Origin of the sequence: Corallococcus terminator (assembly GCF_049194865.1) — a bacterium.
GTDB classification, from domain to species: Bacteria; Myxococcota; Myxococcia; order Myxococcales; family Myxococcaceae; genus Myxococcus; species Myxococcus terminator_A.
The window spans coordinates 15,234-34,638 of sequence record NZ_JBLZWL010000118.1 but is presented as its reverse complement, the minus strand read 5'-3'; the positions used below and the strand labels follow the sequence as shown (position 1 = coordinate 34,638).

At 71.2% G+C, this 19,405-nt stretch carries 1 protein-coding gene (running past one end of the window); it reads left to right on the top strand.

Translation table 11 applies throughout. The features are described 5' to 3' along the window. Nucleotides 1-19,405 carry part of the coding region annotated (locus ACN469_RS35885; RefSeq protein ID WP_498775571.1) for a non-ribosomal peptide synthase/polyketide synthase on the top strand (this coding region is incomplete at its 5' end). 13,446 nt of the annotated region lie to the left of the window's left edge, so 19,405 of the 32,851 annotated nt are shown.

The window sequence follows — 19,405 nt, the reverse complement described above, 5'->3', positions numbered from 1 at the left end:
GTACGCGGACTACGCCGCATGGCAGCGGGCCTGGCTCCAGGGCGAGGCGCTTGACGCCCAGCTCGACTGGTGGCGTTCGAACCTGTCCGGAGCGACGCTGCAACTGGACATCCCCACGGACTTCCCGCGTCCGCTGGTGCAGGGCTTCCAGGGCGCTCGGGTCGGCCGGATGCTCCCCCGTGAGCTGGTCGACTCGCTCCACACGCTGTGCCGCCAGGAGGGCACCACGCTCTTCATGGCGTTGGTCGCTGGCTTCCAGGTCGTCTTGTCCCGCTACTCGGGACAGCAGGACTTCGTCATCGGCACCGACATCGCCAACCGCAATCGCGCGGAGACCGAAGGCCTCATCGGCTTCTTCATCAACCAGCTCGCCCTGCGCGCACGGCTGGGCGGCGACCCGTCCTTCCGCGAGCTGATCGGGCGAGTGAAGACGGACACGCTGGGCGCCTACGCGCACCAGGACCTGCCGTTCGAGGAGCTGGTCAAGGCCATCAACCCCGAGCGGGGTCTCGGCTTCGCGCCGCTCTTCCAGGTCAAGCTGGTCCTCCAGAATCAGCCGGACCCGGAGCTGAAGATCGAGGGCCTCACGTTCCGCCCGCTGGGCAGCGACACGGGGACCGCGCGGCTCGACCTCACGCTCTCCATCACCGAGACGCCCCACGGGCTCGCGTGCTCCGCCGAGTACCGCACGGACCTCTTCACCTCGGAGACCGTCAACGGACTGCTGAGCCACCTGAGCACCGTGCTCGAAGCAGCGGCGGCCCGGCCCCAGGCGGCCGTCTCCACGCTGCCGCTGATGCAGCGGGACGAGCAGCAGCGAGTGCTCGTCGAGTGGAACGACACGGCGCGGGACTTCCCCCGCGAGTCCACCGCGCACGCGCTCTTCGAAGCCCAGGCCGCGCGCACGCCGGACGCTGCCGCGCTTCGCTTCGAGGGCGAGTCCCTCACCTACGCGCAGCTCGACGCTCGCGCCAACCGCCTCGCGAACCACCTGCGCTCGCTCGGAATCAGGGCCGAGGTCCCCGTCGCGCTCTGCCTCCAGCGCTCGCTGGACCTCGTCGTCTCCATCCTCGCCATCCTCAAGGCGGGCGGAGCCTGGGTCCCGCTCGATCCTTCGTACCCCGTCGAGCGCCTCTCCTTCATGCTCCGTGACTGCGCCGCCCCCGTGCTCGTCACGACGGAGGACATCGCCGACGAGCTGCCCACCAGCGCGCAGCAGCTCGTGCTGCTCGACGTCGACGCGAGTGTCATCGCGGCGCAGCCTGAGTCCGCTCCGGTCTCCGGCACCTCCGCCGACAACCTCGCCTACGTCATCTACACCTCCGGCTCCACCGGCACTCCCAAGGGCACCCTCCTCCAGCACCGCGGCCTCTCCAACACCGCCCTCACCGCGGGCCGTGCCCACGGCTTCACGCCCACCTCCCGCGTCCTCCAGTACGCCGCCTTCGGCTTCGACGCCTCCGTCGCTGAAATCTTCGGCGCACTCCTCGCCGGCTCCACCCTCGTCCTCGCTCCTCGCGAGCGCCTCTTGCCCGGCGCCCCCCTGCGCGACCTGCTCCGCGACGAGTCCATCTCCGCCGTTACCCTCACCCCCTCCGTCCTCGCGCAGATGCGCCCCGAGGACCTCCCCTCCCTCCACACCCTCATCTCCGCCGGTGAGGCCTGCTCTCCCGAGCTCGTCCAGCGCTGGGGCTCCCGCCTCCGCCTCCTCAACGCCTACGGCCCCACTGAAGTCACCGTCTGCGCCTCCATCTCCGAGCCGCTCCTCCCCGGCCAGACTCCTTCCATCGGCAAGCCCTGGGACAACGTCCGCGTCTACGTCCTCGACTCCTCGCTGCGCCCGTTGCCCGTCGGCGTCCCCGGCCAGCTCTGCGTCGACAGCGTGGGCCTGGCTCGCGGCTACCTCTCCCAGCCCGCCCTCACCGCAGAGCGCTTCGTCCCCAACCCCTTCAGCTCCACTCCCGGCGCCCGCCTCTACCTCACTGGCGACAAGGCTCGCTGGCTGCCCAACGGCACCCTCGAGTTCCTCGGCCGCATCGACGACCAGGTGAAGTTGCGCGGCTTCCGCATCGAGCTCGGTGAGGTCGAAGCCGCCCTCCTGCTCCACCCCTCCGTCCACCAGGCCGTCGCCGCCGTCCGCACCGAGGACATGGGCGACAAGCGCCTCGTCGCCTACGTCGTCGCCGACTCCGACGACACCATCGACGTCCTCGCCCTGCGCGAGTCGCTCAAGCAGCGCCTGCCCGAGCACATGGTGCCGTCCACCATCGCCGTGCTCGAAGCGCTCCCCCTCACGCCCAACGGCAAGGTGAACCGCAACGCGCTGCCTTCGCCCGACGCGTCCCTCTCCGCCCCGGTCCGCGAGTACGTCGCGCCCAGGACGCACGCCGAGGTCCAGCTCGCCGCCCTGTGGGCCGAGCTGCTCCATGTCGAGCGCGTGGGTATCGACGATGACTTCTTCGAGCTGGGTGGCCACTCGCTGCTGGCCACGCAGTCGGTGTCTCGCATCCAGGCCACCTTCGGCGTGGAAGTGCCGCTGAGGGAGCTGTTCGAGGCCCCCACGGTGGCGAAGCTGGCCGCGCGGCTCGAAGCGCTCGCGCATGCGGGCGTGGGTGTGGCGCGGGCCCCGGAGATGACGCCGGTGCCGCGCACGGGCGAGCTGCCGCTGTCCTTCGCGCAGCGGCGGCTGTGGTTCCTGGATCAGCTCGAGCCGGGCACCGCGCTCTACAACCTGCCCGCCGCCATCCGGCTGGAAGGCCCGGTGGACGTCTCCGCCCTGGAGCAGGCCTTCGGCGCGCTGGTGCGGCGTCACGAGTCCCTGCGGACCACGTTCCCCGCGAACGCCCACGGCAGCCCGCTGCAGGCCATCGCCGACACGGTGGAGCTGAAGCTCGCGCTGGTGGACCTGTCCTCGGTGCCCGCGGAGCAGCGTGAGGACGAAGCGCGCCGGCTGTCGCTCCAGGAGGCACAGCGTCCCTTCGACCTGGCCAGAGGTCCCCTGCTGCGCGTGACGCTGCTCCGTCTGGACGAGCGGCTGCACGTGCTGCTGCTGACGATGCACCACATCGTCTCCGACGGCTGGTCCACGGCCGTGTTGGTGCGCGAGGCCGCGGAGCTGTACACCGCCCTCCGAGAGGGACGTCCCGCGTCCCTGCCGGAGCTGCGCGTGCAGTACGCCGACCACGCCGCCTGGCAGCGTCGGTGGCTGGAGGCCGGTGAGCTGGAGCGTCAGCTCACGTACTGGAAGACCCAGCTCGCGGGCGCGACCCACGTGCTCGCGCTGCCCACCGACCGCCCTGTTCCGGCGATGCAGACCCAGGCCGGCTCGACGTACCCCGTGCGCCTGTCCTCGGCGGTGTCGTCCGCCGTGACGACGTTCAGCCAGCGCATGGGCGCCACGCCGTTCATGGTGCTGCTCGCCGCGTTCGAGGCGCTGATGTACCGCGTCACGGGTCAGGACGACGTGCTCGTCGGCTCGCCGGTGGCCGGTCGCAATCGTCCGGAGACCGAGGGCCTCATCGGCGTGTTCATCAACACGCTCGTCCTCCGTGGGCGGATGTCCGGTGACATGACGTTCCGCGCGCTCGTCGAGCAGGCCCGTGAGGCGGCGCTCGGCGCGCTCACGAACCAGGACGTCCCGTTCGAGCAGTTGGTGGAGGAGCTGCAGCCCGCGCGCAGCCTGAGCCACTCGCCGCTGTTCCAGGTGATGTTCGCGCTGCAGAACACGCCCGTGCCCTCGCTGTCGCTGTCGGAGCTGAGCCTCACTCCGGCGGACGTGGATCCGGGCATCGCGAAGTACTCCCTGTCCCTCGCCCTCCAGGAGACGTCGGACGGGCTCATGGGCGGGTTCGAGTACAACACCGACCTGTTCGACCTGGAGACCATCCAGGCCATGACGGGTCACTTCACGCGCCTGGTCGAAGCGGCGGTGGCCACGCCGGACCTCACGCTCGCCGCGCTGCCCCTGCTCTCTTCCGAGGAGCGGAGCCGGCTGGTGGTGGAGTGGAACAACACCCGCTCCGACTACCCGCGTGACACGTCTGTCTTCACCTGGTTCCAGTCGCGCGCGGCCCTCGCGCCCGAGGCCGTGGCCCTGGAGTGGAGCGACGGACAGCTCACGTACCGCGAGCTGGAGCGGCAGGCGCTCGCGCTGGCGGAAGTGCTGCGTCAGCGAGGCGTCGGGCCCGAGGTGCGCGTGGGTTTGTTCGCGCGCCGCTCACCGGAGCTGGTCGCCGGAGTCCTCGGCATCCTCGCGGCGGGTGGCGTCTGGGTCCCGCTCGATCCTTCCTCGCCGTCCGAGCGACTGGCGATGATGCTCGACGACACCTCGCCCACCGTCGTGCTGACCCAGCGCGCACTGCGCGAGGCGCTGCCCACGGGGACGACAGGTGTCCTGGTGCTCGAAGAGGTGTTGGCGTCCGAGCCGGTGGCGAGCAGCGCCTTCATGGCGCCGGCCGTGTCCACCGAGAGCGCGGCGTACATCCTCTTCACGTCCGGCTCGACGGGACGCCCCAAGGGCGTGCTGGTGCCGCACCGCGCCCTGGCCCGACACACGGCCTGGTTCAGCACGAACCTGGGCCTGGAGCCGAGTGATCGCGTCCTCCAGAAGACGGCCCCCGGCTTCGACGCCGTGGTGCCGGAGCTCATCTCCACGCTGGTCAGTGGTGCGCGGCTGGTGTTGCCGCCCGCCGCCGCGGACCTGGACATGGACGCGCTGCTGACGGTGCTCGCGCATCGGCGGGTGACGGTGCTCCAGCTCGTCCCCTCGCAGCTCAGCTTGTTCGTCGAGGCCGAGCGGCTCGAGCGCGCCTCGGGTCTGCGCGTGCTGGTGTCCGGTGGTGAAGCGCTGCCGGCGGAGCTGGCTCGGCGCCTCCGCGCGCAGTGGCCGGCGACGCGGCTGGTCAACTGCTACGGCCCCACGGAGACGGCGGTCGACGCCACGTCCTGGACGGTGAGCGGCCTCATCCAGGGAGCCACCGCGCCCATCGGCGGCCCGATTGGCGACACGCAGGTGTACGTGCTGGATGCGCATGGGCAGGTGGTGCCCGTGGGTGTCACCGGCGAGCTGTTCATTGGCGGCGAGGGCGTGGCGCGCGGCTACGTCGGTCAGCCGGCGATGACGGCCGAGCGCTTCGTGCCCGATGCCTTCTCCTCCGTGCCCGGCGCCCGGCTCTACCGCACGGGCGACCAGGCCCGCTGGCGTCACGACGGCGTGCTGGAGTTCCTCGGCCGCGCCGACGACCAGGTGAAGGTGCGCGGCTACCGCATCGAGCTGGCCGAAATCGAGTCCGCCCTGCTAGCGCATCCCGAGGTGCGTGAGGCCGTGGTGCTCGTCCGCGAGGACCGCCCCGGCGACAAGCGCCTGGTGGGCTACATCGTGGGTGCGTCTTCGCTGGAGACGCCCGCGCTGCGAGCGTTCATCGCCCAGCGCCTGCCCGAGTACATGGTCCCGTCCGCGCTGCGGATGATGGACGCGCTGCCGCTGACTCCGAATGGCAAGGTGGACCGCAAGGCCCTGCCCGTGCCGGAGCAGTCGTGGCTCACCGACGACGCGTCCCAGGCCACGCCGGGCACGCCCACCGAGGAGCTGCTCGCCGGGCTGTTCGCCCAGGTGCTCGGTGTGCCGAGTGTCAGCACCACCGCCAGCTTCTTCGAGCTGGGAGGACATTCGCTGCTCGCCACGCAGCTCGTCTCGCGCGTGCGGTCGGCGTTCCAGGTCGAGCTGCCCCTGCGCGAGCTGTTCGAGGCGCCGACGGTCCACACGCTGGCCCTGCGCATCGACGCGGCCCTGAGCGCGGGCGCGAAGCTCCAGAGGCCTCCGCTCACCGCGCTTCCTCGTGAGGGGGACGCGCCCCAGGCGTTCGTGCAGTCCTTCGCGCAGCAGCGACTGTGGTTCCTGGACCAGTTGGAGCCGGGCAGCCCGTCGTACAACATGCCTATCGCGCTGCGGTTGGAAGGCGTGGTGGACACGGGCGCCCTGGAGCGAGCCTTCACGGAAGTGGTCCGGCGCCATGAGGTACTGCGCACCACGTTCCGCGCGGGGCCCAAGCAGCTCGTTCACGCGCCGATGCCTGTGTCGGTGCCCGTGGTGGAGTTGTCCGGCCTCGACGAGGCGGAGCTTCAGCGGCGCGTCGATGAAGAGGCGCGTCGGCCCTTCAACCTCGCGCACGGCCCCCTGCTGCGCGTCACCCTGCTGCGGCTGGGTGAGCAGCGGCACGTCCTGCTGCTGACGATGCACCACATCATCTCGGACGGTTGGTCCGTGGATGTGCTCGTGCGTGAGACGGCCGCGCTCTACGCGGCGTTCTCCTCGGGACAGCCGTCGCCGCTGCCCGAGCTGCCCATCCAGTACGCGGACTACGCCACGTGGCAGCGGACCTGGCTCCAGGGCGAGGCGCTCGACACGCAGCTCTCCTGGTGGAAGGAGCACCTCGCTGGCGTGGCTCCGCTGCTGGAGCTGCCCACGGACTTCCCCCGTCCGGCCGTGCAGGGCTTCCGAGGCGCGAGCGTCGCGCGCATGCTGCCGCGTCAGCTCGTCGATTCACTCCACGCGCTGTGCCGCCGTGAGGGCACCACGCTGTTCATGGCGCTGATGGCGGGCCTCCAGGCCGTCCTGTCCCGCTACTCCGGCCAGGAGGACTTCGTCATCGGCACCGGTATCGCCAACCGGAACCAGGCGGAGACCGAGGGCCTCATCGGCTTCTTCATCAACCAGCTCGCCCTGCGCGCACGGCTGGGCGGCAACCCGTCCTTCCGCGAGCTGCTCGGGCGCGTGAGGAAGGACACGCTGGGCGCCTACGCGCACCAGGACCTGCCGTTCGAGGAGCTGGTCAAGGCCGTCAACCCCGAGCGCAGCCTCGCTCACGCGCCGCTCTTCCAGGTGGCGATGGTGTTCCAGAACCAGCCCGAGGCCGAGCTGAAGCTTCCGGGCCTCACGTTCCACGTCCAGCCGTCCAACACGGGCACGGCGCGGCTCGACCTCACCCTCGCCCTCCAGGAGACGGCGCAGGGCCTGGGTTGCAGCATCGAGTACCGCACCGACCTCTTCACGGCGGAGACCGTCGACAGGCTGATGGTCCACCTCGGCGCGCTGCTCGAAAAGGCAGCGGCTCATCCCGAGGCTCCGCTCTCCACGCTGTCCCTGCTCTCGGATGCCGAGCAGCGACAGGTCCTCGTGGAGTGGAACGACACGGCGCGGGACTTCCCGCGCGAGTCCACCGCCCATGCGTTGTTCGAGGCTCAGGCCGCGAGCACGCCGGACGCCATCGCGCTTCGCTTCGAGGGTGACTCGCTCACCTACGCGCAGCTCGACGCGCGTGCCAACCGCCTCGCGAACCACCTGCGCTCGCTCGGCGTCAAGGCCGAGGTCCCCGTCGCGCTCTGCCTCGAACGCTCGCTGGACCTCGTCGTCTCCATCCTCGCCATCCTCAAGGCGGGCGGAGCCTGGGTCCCGCTCGATTCGTCGTACCCCGTCGAGCGCCTCTCCTTCATGCTCCGTGACTGCGCCGCCCCCGTGCTCGTCACGACGGCGAAGCTCGTGGAGACGCTGAGCCTGAAGGTCGCCAGCGTGGTCCGGTTGGATTCCGACGCGGGCGTCATCGCGGCGCAGCCCGAGTCGGCTCCGGTCTCCGGCACCTCCGCCGACAACCTCGCCTACCTCATCTACACCTCCGGCTCCACCGGCACTCCCAAGGGCACCCTCCTCCAGCACCGCGGCCTCTCCAACACCGCCCTCACCGCCGGCCGCGCCCACGGCTTCACGCCCACCTCCCGCGTCCTCCAGTACGCCGCCTTCGGCTTCGACGCCTCCGTCGCTGAAATCTTCGGCGCACTCCTCGCCGGCTCCACCCTCGTCCTCGCTCCTCGCGAGCGCCTCTTGCCCGGCGCTCCCCTTCGCGACCTGCTCCGCGACGAGTCCATCTCCGCCGTTACCCTCACTCCCTCCGTCCTCGCCCAGATGCGCCCCGAGGACCTCCCCTCTCTCCAAACCCTCATCTCCGCCGGTGAGGCCTGCTCTCCTGAGCTCGTCCAGCGCTGGGGCTCCCGCCTCCGCCTCCTCAACGCCTACGGCCCCACTGAAGTCACCGTCTGCGCTTCCATCTCCGAGCCGCTCCTCCCCGGCCAGACTCCTTCCATCGGCAAGCCCTGGGACAACGTCCGCGTCTACGTCCTCGACTCCTCGCTGCGCCCGTTGCCCGTCGGCGTCCCCGGCCAGCTCTGCGTCGACAGCGTGGGCCTGGCTCGCGGCTACCTCTCCCAGCCCGCCCTCACCGCAGAGCGCTTCGTCCCCAACCCCTTCAGCTCCACTCCCGGCGCCCGCCTCTACCTCACCGGTGACAAGGCTCGCTGGCTGCCCAACGGCACCCTCGAGTTCCTCGGCCGCATCGACGACCAGGTCAAGCTGCGCGGCTTCCGCATCGAGCTCGGTGAAGTCGAAGCAGCCCTCCTGCTTCACTCCGCCGTCCGCGAAGCCGTCGCTTCCGTCCGTACGGAGTCCTCCGGTGACAAGCGCCTCGTCGCCTACGTCGTCGCCGACGGTCTCGATGTCGTCGCCCTGCGCGAGTCGCTGAAGCAGCGCCTGCCCGAGCACATGGTGCCGTCCGCCATCGCCGTGCTCGAAGCGCTCCCCCTCACACCCAACGGCAAGGTGGACCGCAACGCGCTGCCCTCGCCCGACGCGTCCCTCTCCGCGACGGCCCGCGAGTACGTCGCGCCCAGGACTCACGTCGAAGTCCAGCTCGCAGCCCACTGGTCCGAGCTGCTGCACGTCGAGCGCGTCGGTCTGCACGACGACTTCTTCGAGCTGGGCGGTCACTCCCTGCTCGCCACGCAGGTCGTGTCGCGTGTCCGCGCGGCCTTCGGCGTGGAGCTCGCGCTGAGAGACCTGTTCGTGAAGCCCACGGTCGAAGCGCTCGCGCAGCGCATCGACGCGGCCATCCTCTCGGGCGAGAGCGTCCAGCTTCCGCCGCTGCTCCCCGTGTCGCGCGACGGCGGCGCACTGCCGTTGTCCTTCGCGCAGCAGCGCCTCTGGTTCCTCGACCGCTTCCAGCCGGACAGCGCCTTCTACAACATCCCCTCCGCGCTCCGGCTCGACACCGCCGTGGATGTCGATGCGCTCACGCGGGCGCTCCAGGAGCTGGTGCGTCGCCACGAGGCGCTGCGCACCAGCTTCCACACCCGCGAGGACGGCGAGCCCTTCCAGCTCATCCATCCGCGCGTGGAACTGTCCGTCCCCGTGGTGGACCTGAGTCACCTCCCGGAGTCCGAGCGCGAGGTCCAGGCCCTGGAGCTCGCCTCCGCCGAGGCACAGAAGCCGTTCGACCTGACCCGCGTCCCGCTGCTGCGCACCACGCTGCTCCGGCTCTCCGCCGAGCAGCACGTGTTGCTCGTCACGGTGCACCACATCGTCTCGGACGGCTGGTCCAGCGGCATCCTCGGCCGCGAGGTCGGCACGCTGTACACCGCCTTCAGCCAGGGCCTGCCCTCGCCGCTGACGCCGCTGACCCTCCAGTACGCGGACTACGCCGCCTGGCAGCGCGGCTGGCTGCGTGACGACACGCTCGCCGCGCAGGTGAGCTGGTGGCGCAAGCACCTCGACGGCGTGCCGCACGCGCTGGAGTTGCCCACGGACCGGCCTCGGCCTCCCGTGCAGACGTCGCACGGCGCCAGCCTGCCGGTGAAGCTCGGCACCGAGCTGACCTCCGCGCTCCATGCGCTGTGCAAGCAGGAGGGCGTCACGCCCTTCATGGCCTTGCTGTCCGCCCTCCACATCCTCATGGCCCGCTACTCCGGCCAGGACGACATCGTGGTCGGCTCGCCCATCGCCAACCGCCGCCAGTCCGAGCTGGAGAACATCGTCGGCTTCTTCGTCAACACGCTGGCCCTGCGCGCGCGCCTCACGCCGGGGCTGACGTTCCGCACGCTGCTCGCCCAGGTGAAGGAGAGCACGCTCGGCGCCTACAGCCACCAGGACGTGCCCTTCGAGAAGCTGGTCGAAGAGCTGAAGCTGGAGCGCGACCTGAGCCGGTCGCCGCTGTTCCAGGTCATGCTCGCCCTCCAGAGCGCGCCGCGCCAGGACACGGCCCGAAGCGCTCGTGGTGCCAACGCGCCGCGCTCCATCGACGTCGACAGCGGCACCGCCAAGTACGACCTGTCCCTGCTGCTGGGGGATGGCGGTGACGAAATCGAGGGCCTGCTCGAGTTCAACACCGACCTGTTCGACACCAGCACGGCCCAGCGGATGGGCGCGCACTGGGTGCGGCTGCTCCAGTCCGCGGTCGCCAACCCGGACCAGTCGCCCTGGAAGCTGTCGCTCCTGAGCCAGGAAGAGGAGCGCCAGCTCCTCGTCGAGTGGAACGACACGTCCCGTCAGGCCCACACGGCCACGACGATGCACGGCCCCGTGGAGGCGCAGGTCTCCCGCACGCCCGACGCCATCGCCATCACCGACGGCCAGCGCGCGCTCACCTACGCGGAGCTGGACGGCCGCGCCAACCAGCTCGCGCACCACCTGGTCGAGCACGGCGTGTCCCCGGGAAGCGCCGTGGGTATCTGCGTGGACAAGAGCCTGGACATGGCCATCGCCGTCCTGGCGACGCTCAAGGTCGGCGCCTTCTACGTGGCGCTGGACCCCACGTATCCGGCGGACCGCCTCGCGTTCATGCTGGAGGACACGGCCGCGCCGGTCATCCTCACGCAGTCACACCTCAGCGGAAGCCTGCCCGCGGACAGCCGCGCGCGCCGCATCCAGTTGGACACCGAGGCCGCCGCCGTGGCCCGCCAGCCCACGCGCTCCCTGGGACGCGACGTGTCGCCCGAGGCGAACGCGTACGTCATCTACACCTCCGGCAGCACGGGCATCCCCAAGGGCATCGTCATGCCCCACCGGGCCCTGAGCTTCATGCTGGCCTGGCAGATTCGTCAGTCGCCCCGCCCGCTCGCCACCACGCTCCAGTTCGCCTCGCTCAACTTCGACGTCTCCATCCAGGAGCTGTTCGCTTCGTGGTGGGTCGGCGCGAAGGTGGTGCTGCCCACGGACACGCTGCGGCGCGACATCCCCGCGCTGCTCGACTTCATGGACCGGCACGGCGTGGAGCGGCTGTTCCTGCCCTTCGTCGCGCTCCAGGCCATGGCGGACTCCGTCTCGCACGGCGCCACGCTGCCGCGCGCGCTGAACGAGGTCATCACCGCCGGTGAGCAACTCCAGGTGAACGCCACGCTGGTGTCGTTCTTCGAGAAGCTGCCGGGCTGCACGCTGGAGAACCAGTACGGCCCCTCCGAGGCCCACGTCGTCTCCGCGTACCGCATGCGCGGCGCCCCGGCCTCGTGGCCGCGCCTGCCTCCCGTCGGCGGCCCGCTGGGCCACACGCAGCTCTTCGTACTCGACGCGCTCGGCCAGCCCGTTCCCATCGGCGTGGCCGGCGAGGTCTTCGTCGGTGGCAGCCACCTGGCCCACGGCTACCTGGCCCGGCCCGCGCTCACCGCCGCCGCGTTCGTGCCGAATCCGTTCAGTGGAATCCCAGGTGACCGCCTCTACCGCACCGGCGACTCCGCGCGCTGGACGGCGGATGGCAACCTGGAGTTCCTCGGCCGCATCGACTTCCAGGTGAAGGTGCGAGGCTTCCGCGTCGAGCTGGGCGAGGTCGAGTCCGTCCTCCGCGCGGCCCCGGGCGTGCGCGATGCCGCCGCCGCCGTGCGCGAGGATGTCCCGGGCGACAAGCGCCTGGTCGCCTACGTCGTCCCCGTCTCGCCGGATGAGGCGCCCGCTTCCGCCACGACGCCGGAGGCGCTGCGCGCCTTCCTGCTCAAGCGCGTGCCCGAGTACATGGTGCCCTCGGCGTTCGTCACGCTGGAGGCGCTGCCCCTGACACCCAGTGGCAAGCTGGCCCGCAAGCTTCTGCCCGCGCCCGACGCGGAGAGCCTGCGCGGCGACACCGCGTTCACCGCCCCACGGACGCCCGTGGAGGAGAAGCTGGCGGAGCTGTTCGCGACGGTGCTGAAGCTGGCCCGTGTCAGCGTCACGGACAACTTCTTCGAGATGGGCGGCCACTCGCTCCTGGCCACGCAGGTGACCTCGCGCATCCGCTCCTCCTTCTCGGTGGAGCTGCCGGTGAGAGACCTCTTCGAGGCCCCCACGGTCGCCGCGCTGGCCCAGCGGGTCGACACCGCCCTGCGCACCGGCGCGAAGACGGTGGCTCCGGCCATCGAGCGCACGCCGCGCGACGGCAGGTTGCCCCTGTCGTTCTCACAGCAGCGCGTGTGGTTCCTGGACCAGCTCGAGCCCGGAAGCCCCGCGTTCAACATCCCGTCCGCGTTGGTGCTCTCCGGCGAGCTGGACGTGGAGGTGCTGCGTCGGACGCTGGAAGCCGTCGTGCATCGTCACGAGGCCCTGCGCACCACGTTCCGCGCGGAGGCGGATGGCCCCGTGCAGGTCATCCACCCGCCCGCTCCGTTCGAGATGCCCGTCACCGACCTGCGGCAGCTCTCCGCCGAGCAGCGGGAGCTGGAAGCCCGACGTCGCGCGGGCGAGCACTCGATGCGGTCGTTCGACCTGAGCACCGGGCCGCTGCTGCGCGCCGAGGTGCTGGTGCTGGAGGACCGTGAGCACCTGCTGCTCATCAACGTCCACCACATCGTCTCCGACGGCTGGTCCATCAGCGTGGTCATCCGCGAGATGGCGCTCCTGTACGGCGACTTCCAGGCCGGCCGCGCGCCGAGCCTCCCCGAGCTGCCGCTCCAGTACGCGGACTTCTCCGCCTGGCAGCGCAAGTGGCTGGATGGCGCGGAGCTGGACCGTCAGCTCGCCTGGTGGCAGCGGCAGCTCGATGGGGCTCCTCAAGACTTGGAGCTGCCCACCGACAGGCCGCGCACGCACCTGTCGCGGCCTCGAGGCGGCGTGGTGCCCCTCGTCGTGCCGCCCGAGCTGGCGCAGGTCATCGAGACCTTCTGCCACCGTGAAGGCATCACCCCGTTCATGTTCTTCCTGGCGGCGTTCCAGCTCGTGCTGTCGCGCTACTCCGGTCAGGACGACATCTCCGTCGGCTCGCCGGTGGCCGGACGCAACCGCGCGGAGCTGGAGGGCCTGGTCGGCTTCTTCCTCAACACGCTGGTCCTCCGCACGCGCCTGGATGGAGACCCGACGGTGCGCGAGCTGATGGCCCGCGTGCGCGAGACGGCGCTCGGCGCCTACGCGCACCAGCACCTGCCCTTCGAGCAGCTCCAGCCCCTGCGCGACCTCCAGCAGTCGCCGCTGTTCCGAGTGATGTTCATCCTCCAGAACACGCCGGACGCGGCGGCCTCGCTGCCGGGCCTGACGCTGCGCCCGGGCCCCGACGAGGGCCATGTCACCAAGTTCGACATCACGCTCTCCATGGGCCGCAACTCCTCCGGCTTCACGGGTGAGTTCGACTACCAGGCGGACCTCTACGACGCGTCCACCATCGAGCGGATGACCCGGCACTTCCGGGCGCTCGTGGAGCTGCTCGTCGCCGCCCCCGAGCGTCGCCTCTCCTCGCTCACGCTGCTCTCCGGCGAGGAGCGTCAGCGGCAGCTCATGACGTGGAACGACACCCGCGCGGACTTCCCCGAGGCCTGCGTGCACACGCTCTTCGAGGCCCAGGTCCGCCGCGCTCCCGACGCGCTGGCGGCCTCCTTCGAGGGCGCCCAACTCACCTACGCCCAGTTGGACGAGCGGGCCAACCAGCTCGCCCACGTGCTGCGTCGTCACGGCGTCGGGCCCGAGGTCCGCGTCGCGCTCAGCGTGGAGCGCTCGCTGGACGTGGTGGTGGGCCTCTTCGGCATCCTCAAGGCGGGCGGCGCCTGGGTGCCGGTGGATCCGCTGCTGCCGCGCGAGCGTCTGGCCTTCTTGCTGGACGACAGCGGCGCCGCGCTGCTGCTCACGCAGTCCCCGCTCGTGGACCGCTTCCCCGAGCCGCACCGCGCCCGCGCCCTGTGCCTCGACACCGCGCACGAGGCCCTGTCGCGCGAGAGCACCGAGGCGCCCGTCACGGGCGTCACGCCTGGAAACCTCGCCTACGTGCTCTACACCTCCGGCAGCACGGGCCAGCCCAAGGGCACGGCCATCGAGCACCGGGGCGTGGCCAACCTCGTCACGCACGAGGCCACGGCCTACAGCATCGGCCCCGGCGAGCGCGTGCTCCAGTTCGCCAACCTCTCCTTCGACCTGTCGGTGGAGGAGATCTTCACCACGCTGACCTCGGGCGCCACGCTGGTGCTCGCGCCGCTGGAGAAGGTGATGCCGGGCGCGCCGCTGCACACGCTGCTGCGCGAGCAGGCGCTCACCGTCATCAGCCTCACGCCCGCGGCCCTGGCCGCCACGCCCGCCGAGGAGCTGCCCGCGCTCAAGACGGTCATCTCCGGCGGCGAGGCGCTGCCCTCGGACGTCGTCGCGCGGTGGGCACCTGGTCGCCGGTTCCTCAACACCTACGGCCCCACGGAGGCCACCGTCGTGGCCACGCTCGCGCAGGTCGTCGCCGACGACACCCGCCTGCCCTCCATCGGCCGGCCCCTGGCGAACGTGCGCGCCTATGTGCTCGACGCGCGCGGCGAGCTGGTGCCCGTGGGCGTCAAGGGCGAGCTGTATCTGGGCGGCGTCGGCGTGGCCCGAGGCTACGCGGGCAGGCCCGCGCTCACCGCCGAGCGCTTCATCCCGGACCTGTATTCCGGCGTGCAGGGCGCGCGGCTGTACCGCACGGGCGACGTGGTGCGCTGGCGCGACGACGGCACGCTGGAGTTCGTCGGCCGCGTGGACGCGCAGGTGAAGGTGCGTGGCTTCCGCATCGAGCTGGGCGAAGTCGAGGCCGCGCTGGCCCGGCACCCGGCGGTGCGCGAGGCCATCGTGGTGGCCCGCGAGGATGGCCCTGGCGGCAAGCGCCTCATCGCCTACGCCGTGGCGCGCGAGGGCGTGCCCACGGATGGGGCCACGTTGCGAGGGGCGCTGAAGGACACGCTGCCCGAGTACATGGTGCCCACGGTGGTGATGGTGCTGGAGGCACTGCCGCTGACCTCCAACGGCAAGGTGGACCGCAAGGCCCTGCCCGCGCCGGACATGAGCAACGTGAGCGGCCGGCCCGACTTCGTGGGGCCGCGGACGCCCACGGAGGCGCGGCTGGCGACCATCTGGTGCGCGGTGCTCGAAGTGGAGCGCGTGGGCATCCACGACAACTTCTTCGAGCTGGGCGGGCACTCGCTGATGGCGACACAGGCCATCAGCCGGATGCGCGCGGTGTTCGGCGTGGAGTTGCCGCTTCGCGACCTGTTCGACACGCGCGACCTGGCGGCGCTCGCGCAGCGCGTGGACCTGGCGGTGCAGCAGGGCCAGGGCCTGGAGATTCCGCCGCTGGTCCCCGTGCCGCGCACGGGCGATCAACCAGTGTCCTTCGCGCAGCAGCGTCTGTGGTTCCTCGACCAGCTCGAGCCGAACAGCGCCTTCTACAACATCCCCGCCACCGTGCGGCTGGAGGGCCCGCTGAACGTGGACGCGATGGGCCGGGCCGTCAACGAGCTGCTCCGTCGGCACGAGTCCCTGCGCACGTCCATCCAGAGCAACAACGGCCAGCCCATCCAGGTCATCAACCCGCACGAGCCGGCGCCCATCAACCTGTTGGACTTGAGCGCGCTGGAGCCCGAGGCCCGCGAGGCCGAGGCCCTCCGCGCCGCCACCGAGGAGACGCAGCGTCCGTTCAACCTGACGGACCGCTCGCTGCTGCGCGTCCGCCTGCTGAAGCTCGGCGCCGAGGACCATGTGCTGCTGATGTCCATGCACCACATCGTCTCGGACGGTTGGTCCATGGGCCTGCTCGTCAACGAGCTGGCCTCCGCGTACACGTCCTTCGCCAAGGGGCTCCCGCTCACGCTGCCGGAGCTGCCGCTCCAGTACGCGGACTACTCCGCCTGGCAGCGAAGCTGGCTCAAGGGCGACGTGCTCGAGCAGCAGGTGGCCTGGTGGAGCAAGCACCTGAAGGGCGCGCCCCCGGCGCTGGAGCTGCCCACGGACTTCGCCCGTCCGGCGGTCAGCAGCTTCAAGGGTGACATGGTGGGCTTCACCATGCCGCGCTCGCTCCAGGACGCGGTCCAGACGCTGGCGCGCCGCGAGGGCGCCACGACGTTCATGGTGCTGCTCGCCGCCTTCCAGACCCTGCTGTCGCGCTACTCCGGTCAGGACGACATCAGCATCGGCTCGCCCATCGCCGGCCGGCGCCACTCGGATTTGGAGAAGCTCATCGGCTTCTTCGCCAACACGCTCGTGCTGCGCACGCAGCTCTCCGAGCACCAGACGTTCCGCGAGCTGCTCGGACGCGTGCGTGAGGCGACGCTGGACGCGTACGCGCACCAGGACGTGCCGTTCGAGAAGCTGGTGGAGGAGCTGCAGCCCGAGCGCAGCCTGAATCGCACGCCGTTGTTCCAGGTGCTGTTCGTCCTCCAGAACGTCTACAAGGAGACCTACGAGACGTCGGACCTGCGCATGTCGCCGATGGAGGCCACCAGCGGCACGGCCAAGTTCGACCTGACGCTCTCCGTGTTCGAGTCGTCACACGGCCTCACCGGCTACCTGGAGTACGCCTCCGACCTCTTCTCCCGTCAGACGGCGGAGCGGATGGTGGGTTCGCTCCAGCGCCTGCTGGAAGGCGCCGTCACCCAGCCGGACCAGACGCTGGGCCGACTGCCGCTGCTGTCGGACGGCGAGCGCCAACAAGTCATCCAGGGCTTCAACGCCGCGGTGGACCCGACCTACGTGCCGGGCTTGATGCACCGCTGGGTGGAGGCCCAGGTCGCCCGCACGCCAGAGCGCGTGGCCGTGACGGACGGAGTCCAGTCCCTCACGTACGCGCAGCTCGACGCGCGCGCCAACCAGCTCGCTCATCACCTCCTGGCGCTCGGCGTGCCGGTCAATGGCACGGTGGGCCTGTGCCTGGAGCGCGCGAGCCTGGACATGCCCGTCGCCGTCCTGGCCACGCTCAAGGTCGGCGCCGCGTTCCTCCCGTTGGACCCGAGCTACCCGGCGGACCGCCTGGCGCTGATGCTGGAGGACACGGGCGCTCCCGTCGTCCTCGCGCACTCGGCGCTCGTCTCCGCGCTGCCTCCCGGCCTGTCCGCGCGGGTGGTACGGCTCGAGGAGGAGACAGCCGTCGCCTCGCGGCCCACGCACTCGCCCGACGTGGACATGTCGCCGGAGACGAACTGCTACTTCGTCTACACCTCCGGCAGCACGGGCCGTCCCAAGGGCATCGTCATGTCCCACCGCGCGGTGGGCAACATGCTCTGGTGGCTGATGAAGCGCGCGGTGAAGCCGGACGCGACGACGCTCCAGTTCGCCTCGCTCAACTTCGACGTGTCCTTCCAAGAGCTCTTCGGCACCTGGTGCCTGGGCGGCAAGGTGCTGCTCATCAACGGCTCGCTGCGGCAGGACCCGCCCGCCATGCTCCGCTACATGCGAGAGCACCGCGTGGAGCGGCTGTTCCTGCCCTTCGTCGCCCTCCAGGCCATGTGCGACGCGGCGCTCACGGAGAAGGACCTCCCGCCGCTGGGTGAAATCGTCACCGCCGGCGAGCAGCTCCAGGTGACGCCCGCGCTGCTGGCGTTCTTCGACCGGCTGCCGGAGTGCACGCTGGAGAACCAGTACGGCCCGTCGGAAGCCCACGTCGTCACGGCGTGGCGCGCCCCCGCGGACCGCAAGCGCTGGCCGGCGCTGCCCCCGGTGGGCTCGCCGCTCACCAACGTGCAGCTCTACGTGTTGGACCCGCACGGCGCGCCCGTCCCCATCGGCGTCGCGGGCGAGGTCTACGTGGGTGGCGCCAACGTGGCCCACGGCTACCACGGCCGCCCGGACCTGACGTCGGACCGGTTCCTGCCGAACTTCATGGGCGGCGCGGACGGCTCGCGGCTGTACCGCACGGGCGACAAGGCCCGGTGGCTCGTGGATGGCAACCTGGAGTTCCTCGGCCGCCTGGACAGCCAGGTGAAGCTGCGAGGCTTCCGCATCGAGCTGGGTGAGGTGGAGGTGGCCCTGCGCGCGCTGCCCCAGGTGCGCGACGCGGTGGCCATCGTCCGCGAGGATGTCGCGGGAGACCGCCGCCTCGTGGGCTACGTGGTGCTGCCGGCCGACGCGCCGTGGAGCACCGAGGAGGCCCGCCACGTCCTCCGCGAGAAGGTGCCCGAGTACATGGTGCCGTCCATCTTCGTGCGGCTGGAGGCGCTGCCGCTGATGCCCACCGGCAAGGTGGCGCGCGGCGCGCTGCCGGCTCCGGACGAGGAGAGCCTGCGTGGCACCACGCCGTTCTCCGCGCCTCGCACGCCGCTGGAGGAGCTGCTGGCCAGCGCCTTCGCGGAGGTGCTGCGCACGCCTCGGGTGAGCATCACCGACAACTTCTTCTCGCTCGGTGGCCACTCGCTGCTGGCCACGCAGGTCGTCTCCCGCGTCCGTGTGGCCCTGGGCGTGGAGCTGCCGCTGCGCGCCCTCTTCGAGGCCCCCACCGTCGAGTCGCTCGCCCTGCTGCTCCAGCGCGCCCAGGAGGCGCTGAAGGCCCAGGACACCCGCCCCAAGGCGGCCCGGCCCGCCACGCCCACCTGGTCGCCGCTCGTCACGCTGCGCCCGGGTACCGATTCGAGCCGCGTCCTCCACGTCATCCACGGCCTGGATGGACGGGTGGACGGCTACTCCGAGCTGGCGAGCCACGCCCCCGAGGGCTGGAGCATCGTCGGCATCCAGGCCCGTGGCCTGGAGGAAGGCCGCGCCCCGCTGGAGTCCGTGGAGGCCATGGCCACGCTCTACGTGGAGGCCTTGCGCGCCTCCGCGCCGCGGGGACCGTACCGGCTGGCGGGCCCGGGCATGGGCGCGCTGGTGGCCTGGGAGATGACGCAGCAGCTCCAGCGCGAGGGCCACGACGTGGAGCTGTTGCTCATCGAGCCGCTCCCCGCGGAGCCGGATGCCAGCACGTCGGCCACCACGGCGGGCGCGCAGGGTGCCCTGTTCGCCAGCCACCTGGCGGCCCAGGCGGGTAGCGAGGCCCCGGTGCTGCCCTCGACGCTCACATCCAGCAAGGACGCGGAGCCGCTGCTCGCGCACCTGCACGCCGAAGGCGCGAAGTCAGGCCTCTTGCCGGAAGCGCTGTCGCTGGAGGAGCTGCGGGTGCACTTCAAGGTCTTCGCCAGCCACCTGCGCGCCGCGCGGCGCTACCTGCCCGAGCCCACCGAGGGCGCCGTGCGGCTGCTGCGCGCGACGGAGGCTCCGGAGCGTGACGAGGACGCGCTCGACGGAGGCTGGGGCGAGCTGGCCGAGGGCGGCCTGGAGCTCCAGGAGTCACCCGGAGACGCCGTCTCCGTGCTGCGCGCACCGCACGTCGCGGGGTGGTTGAAGCGGTTGTTGAACCCGGAAGGTCGGGAGTGA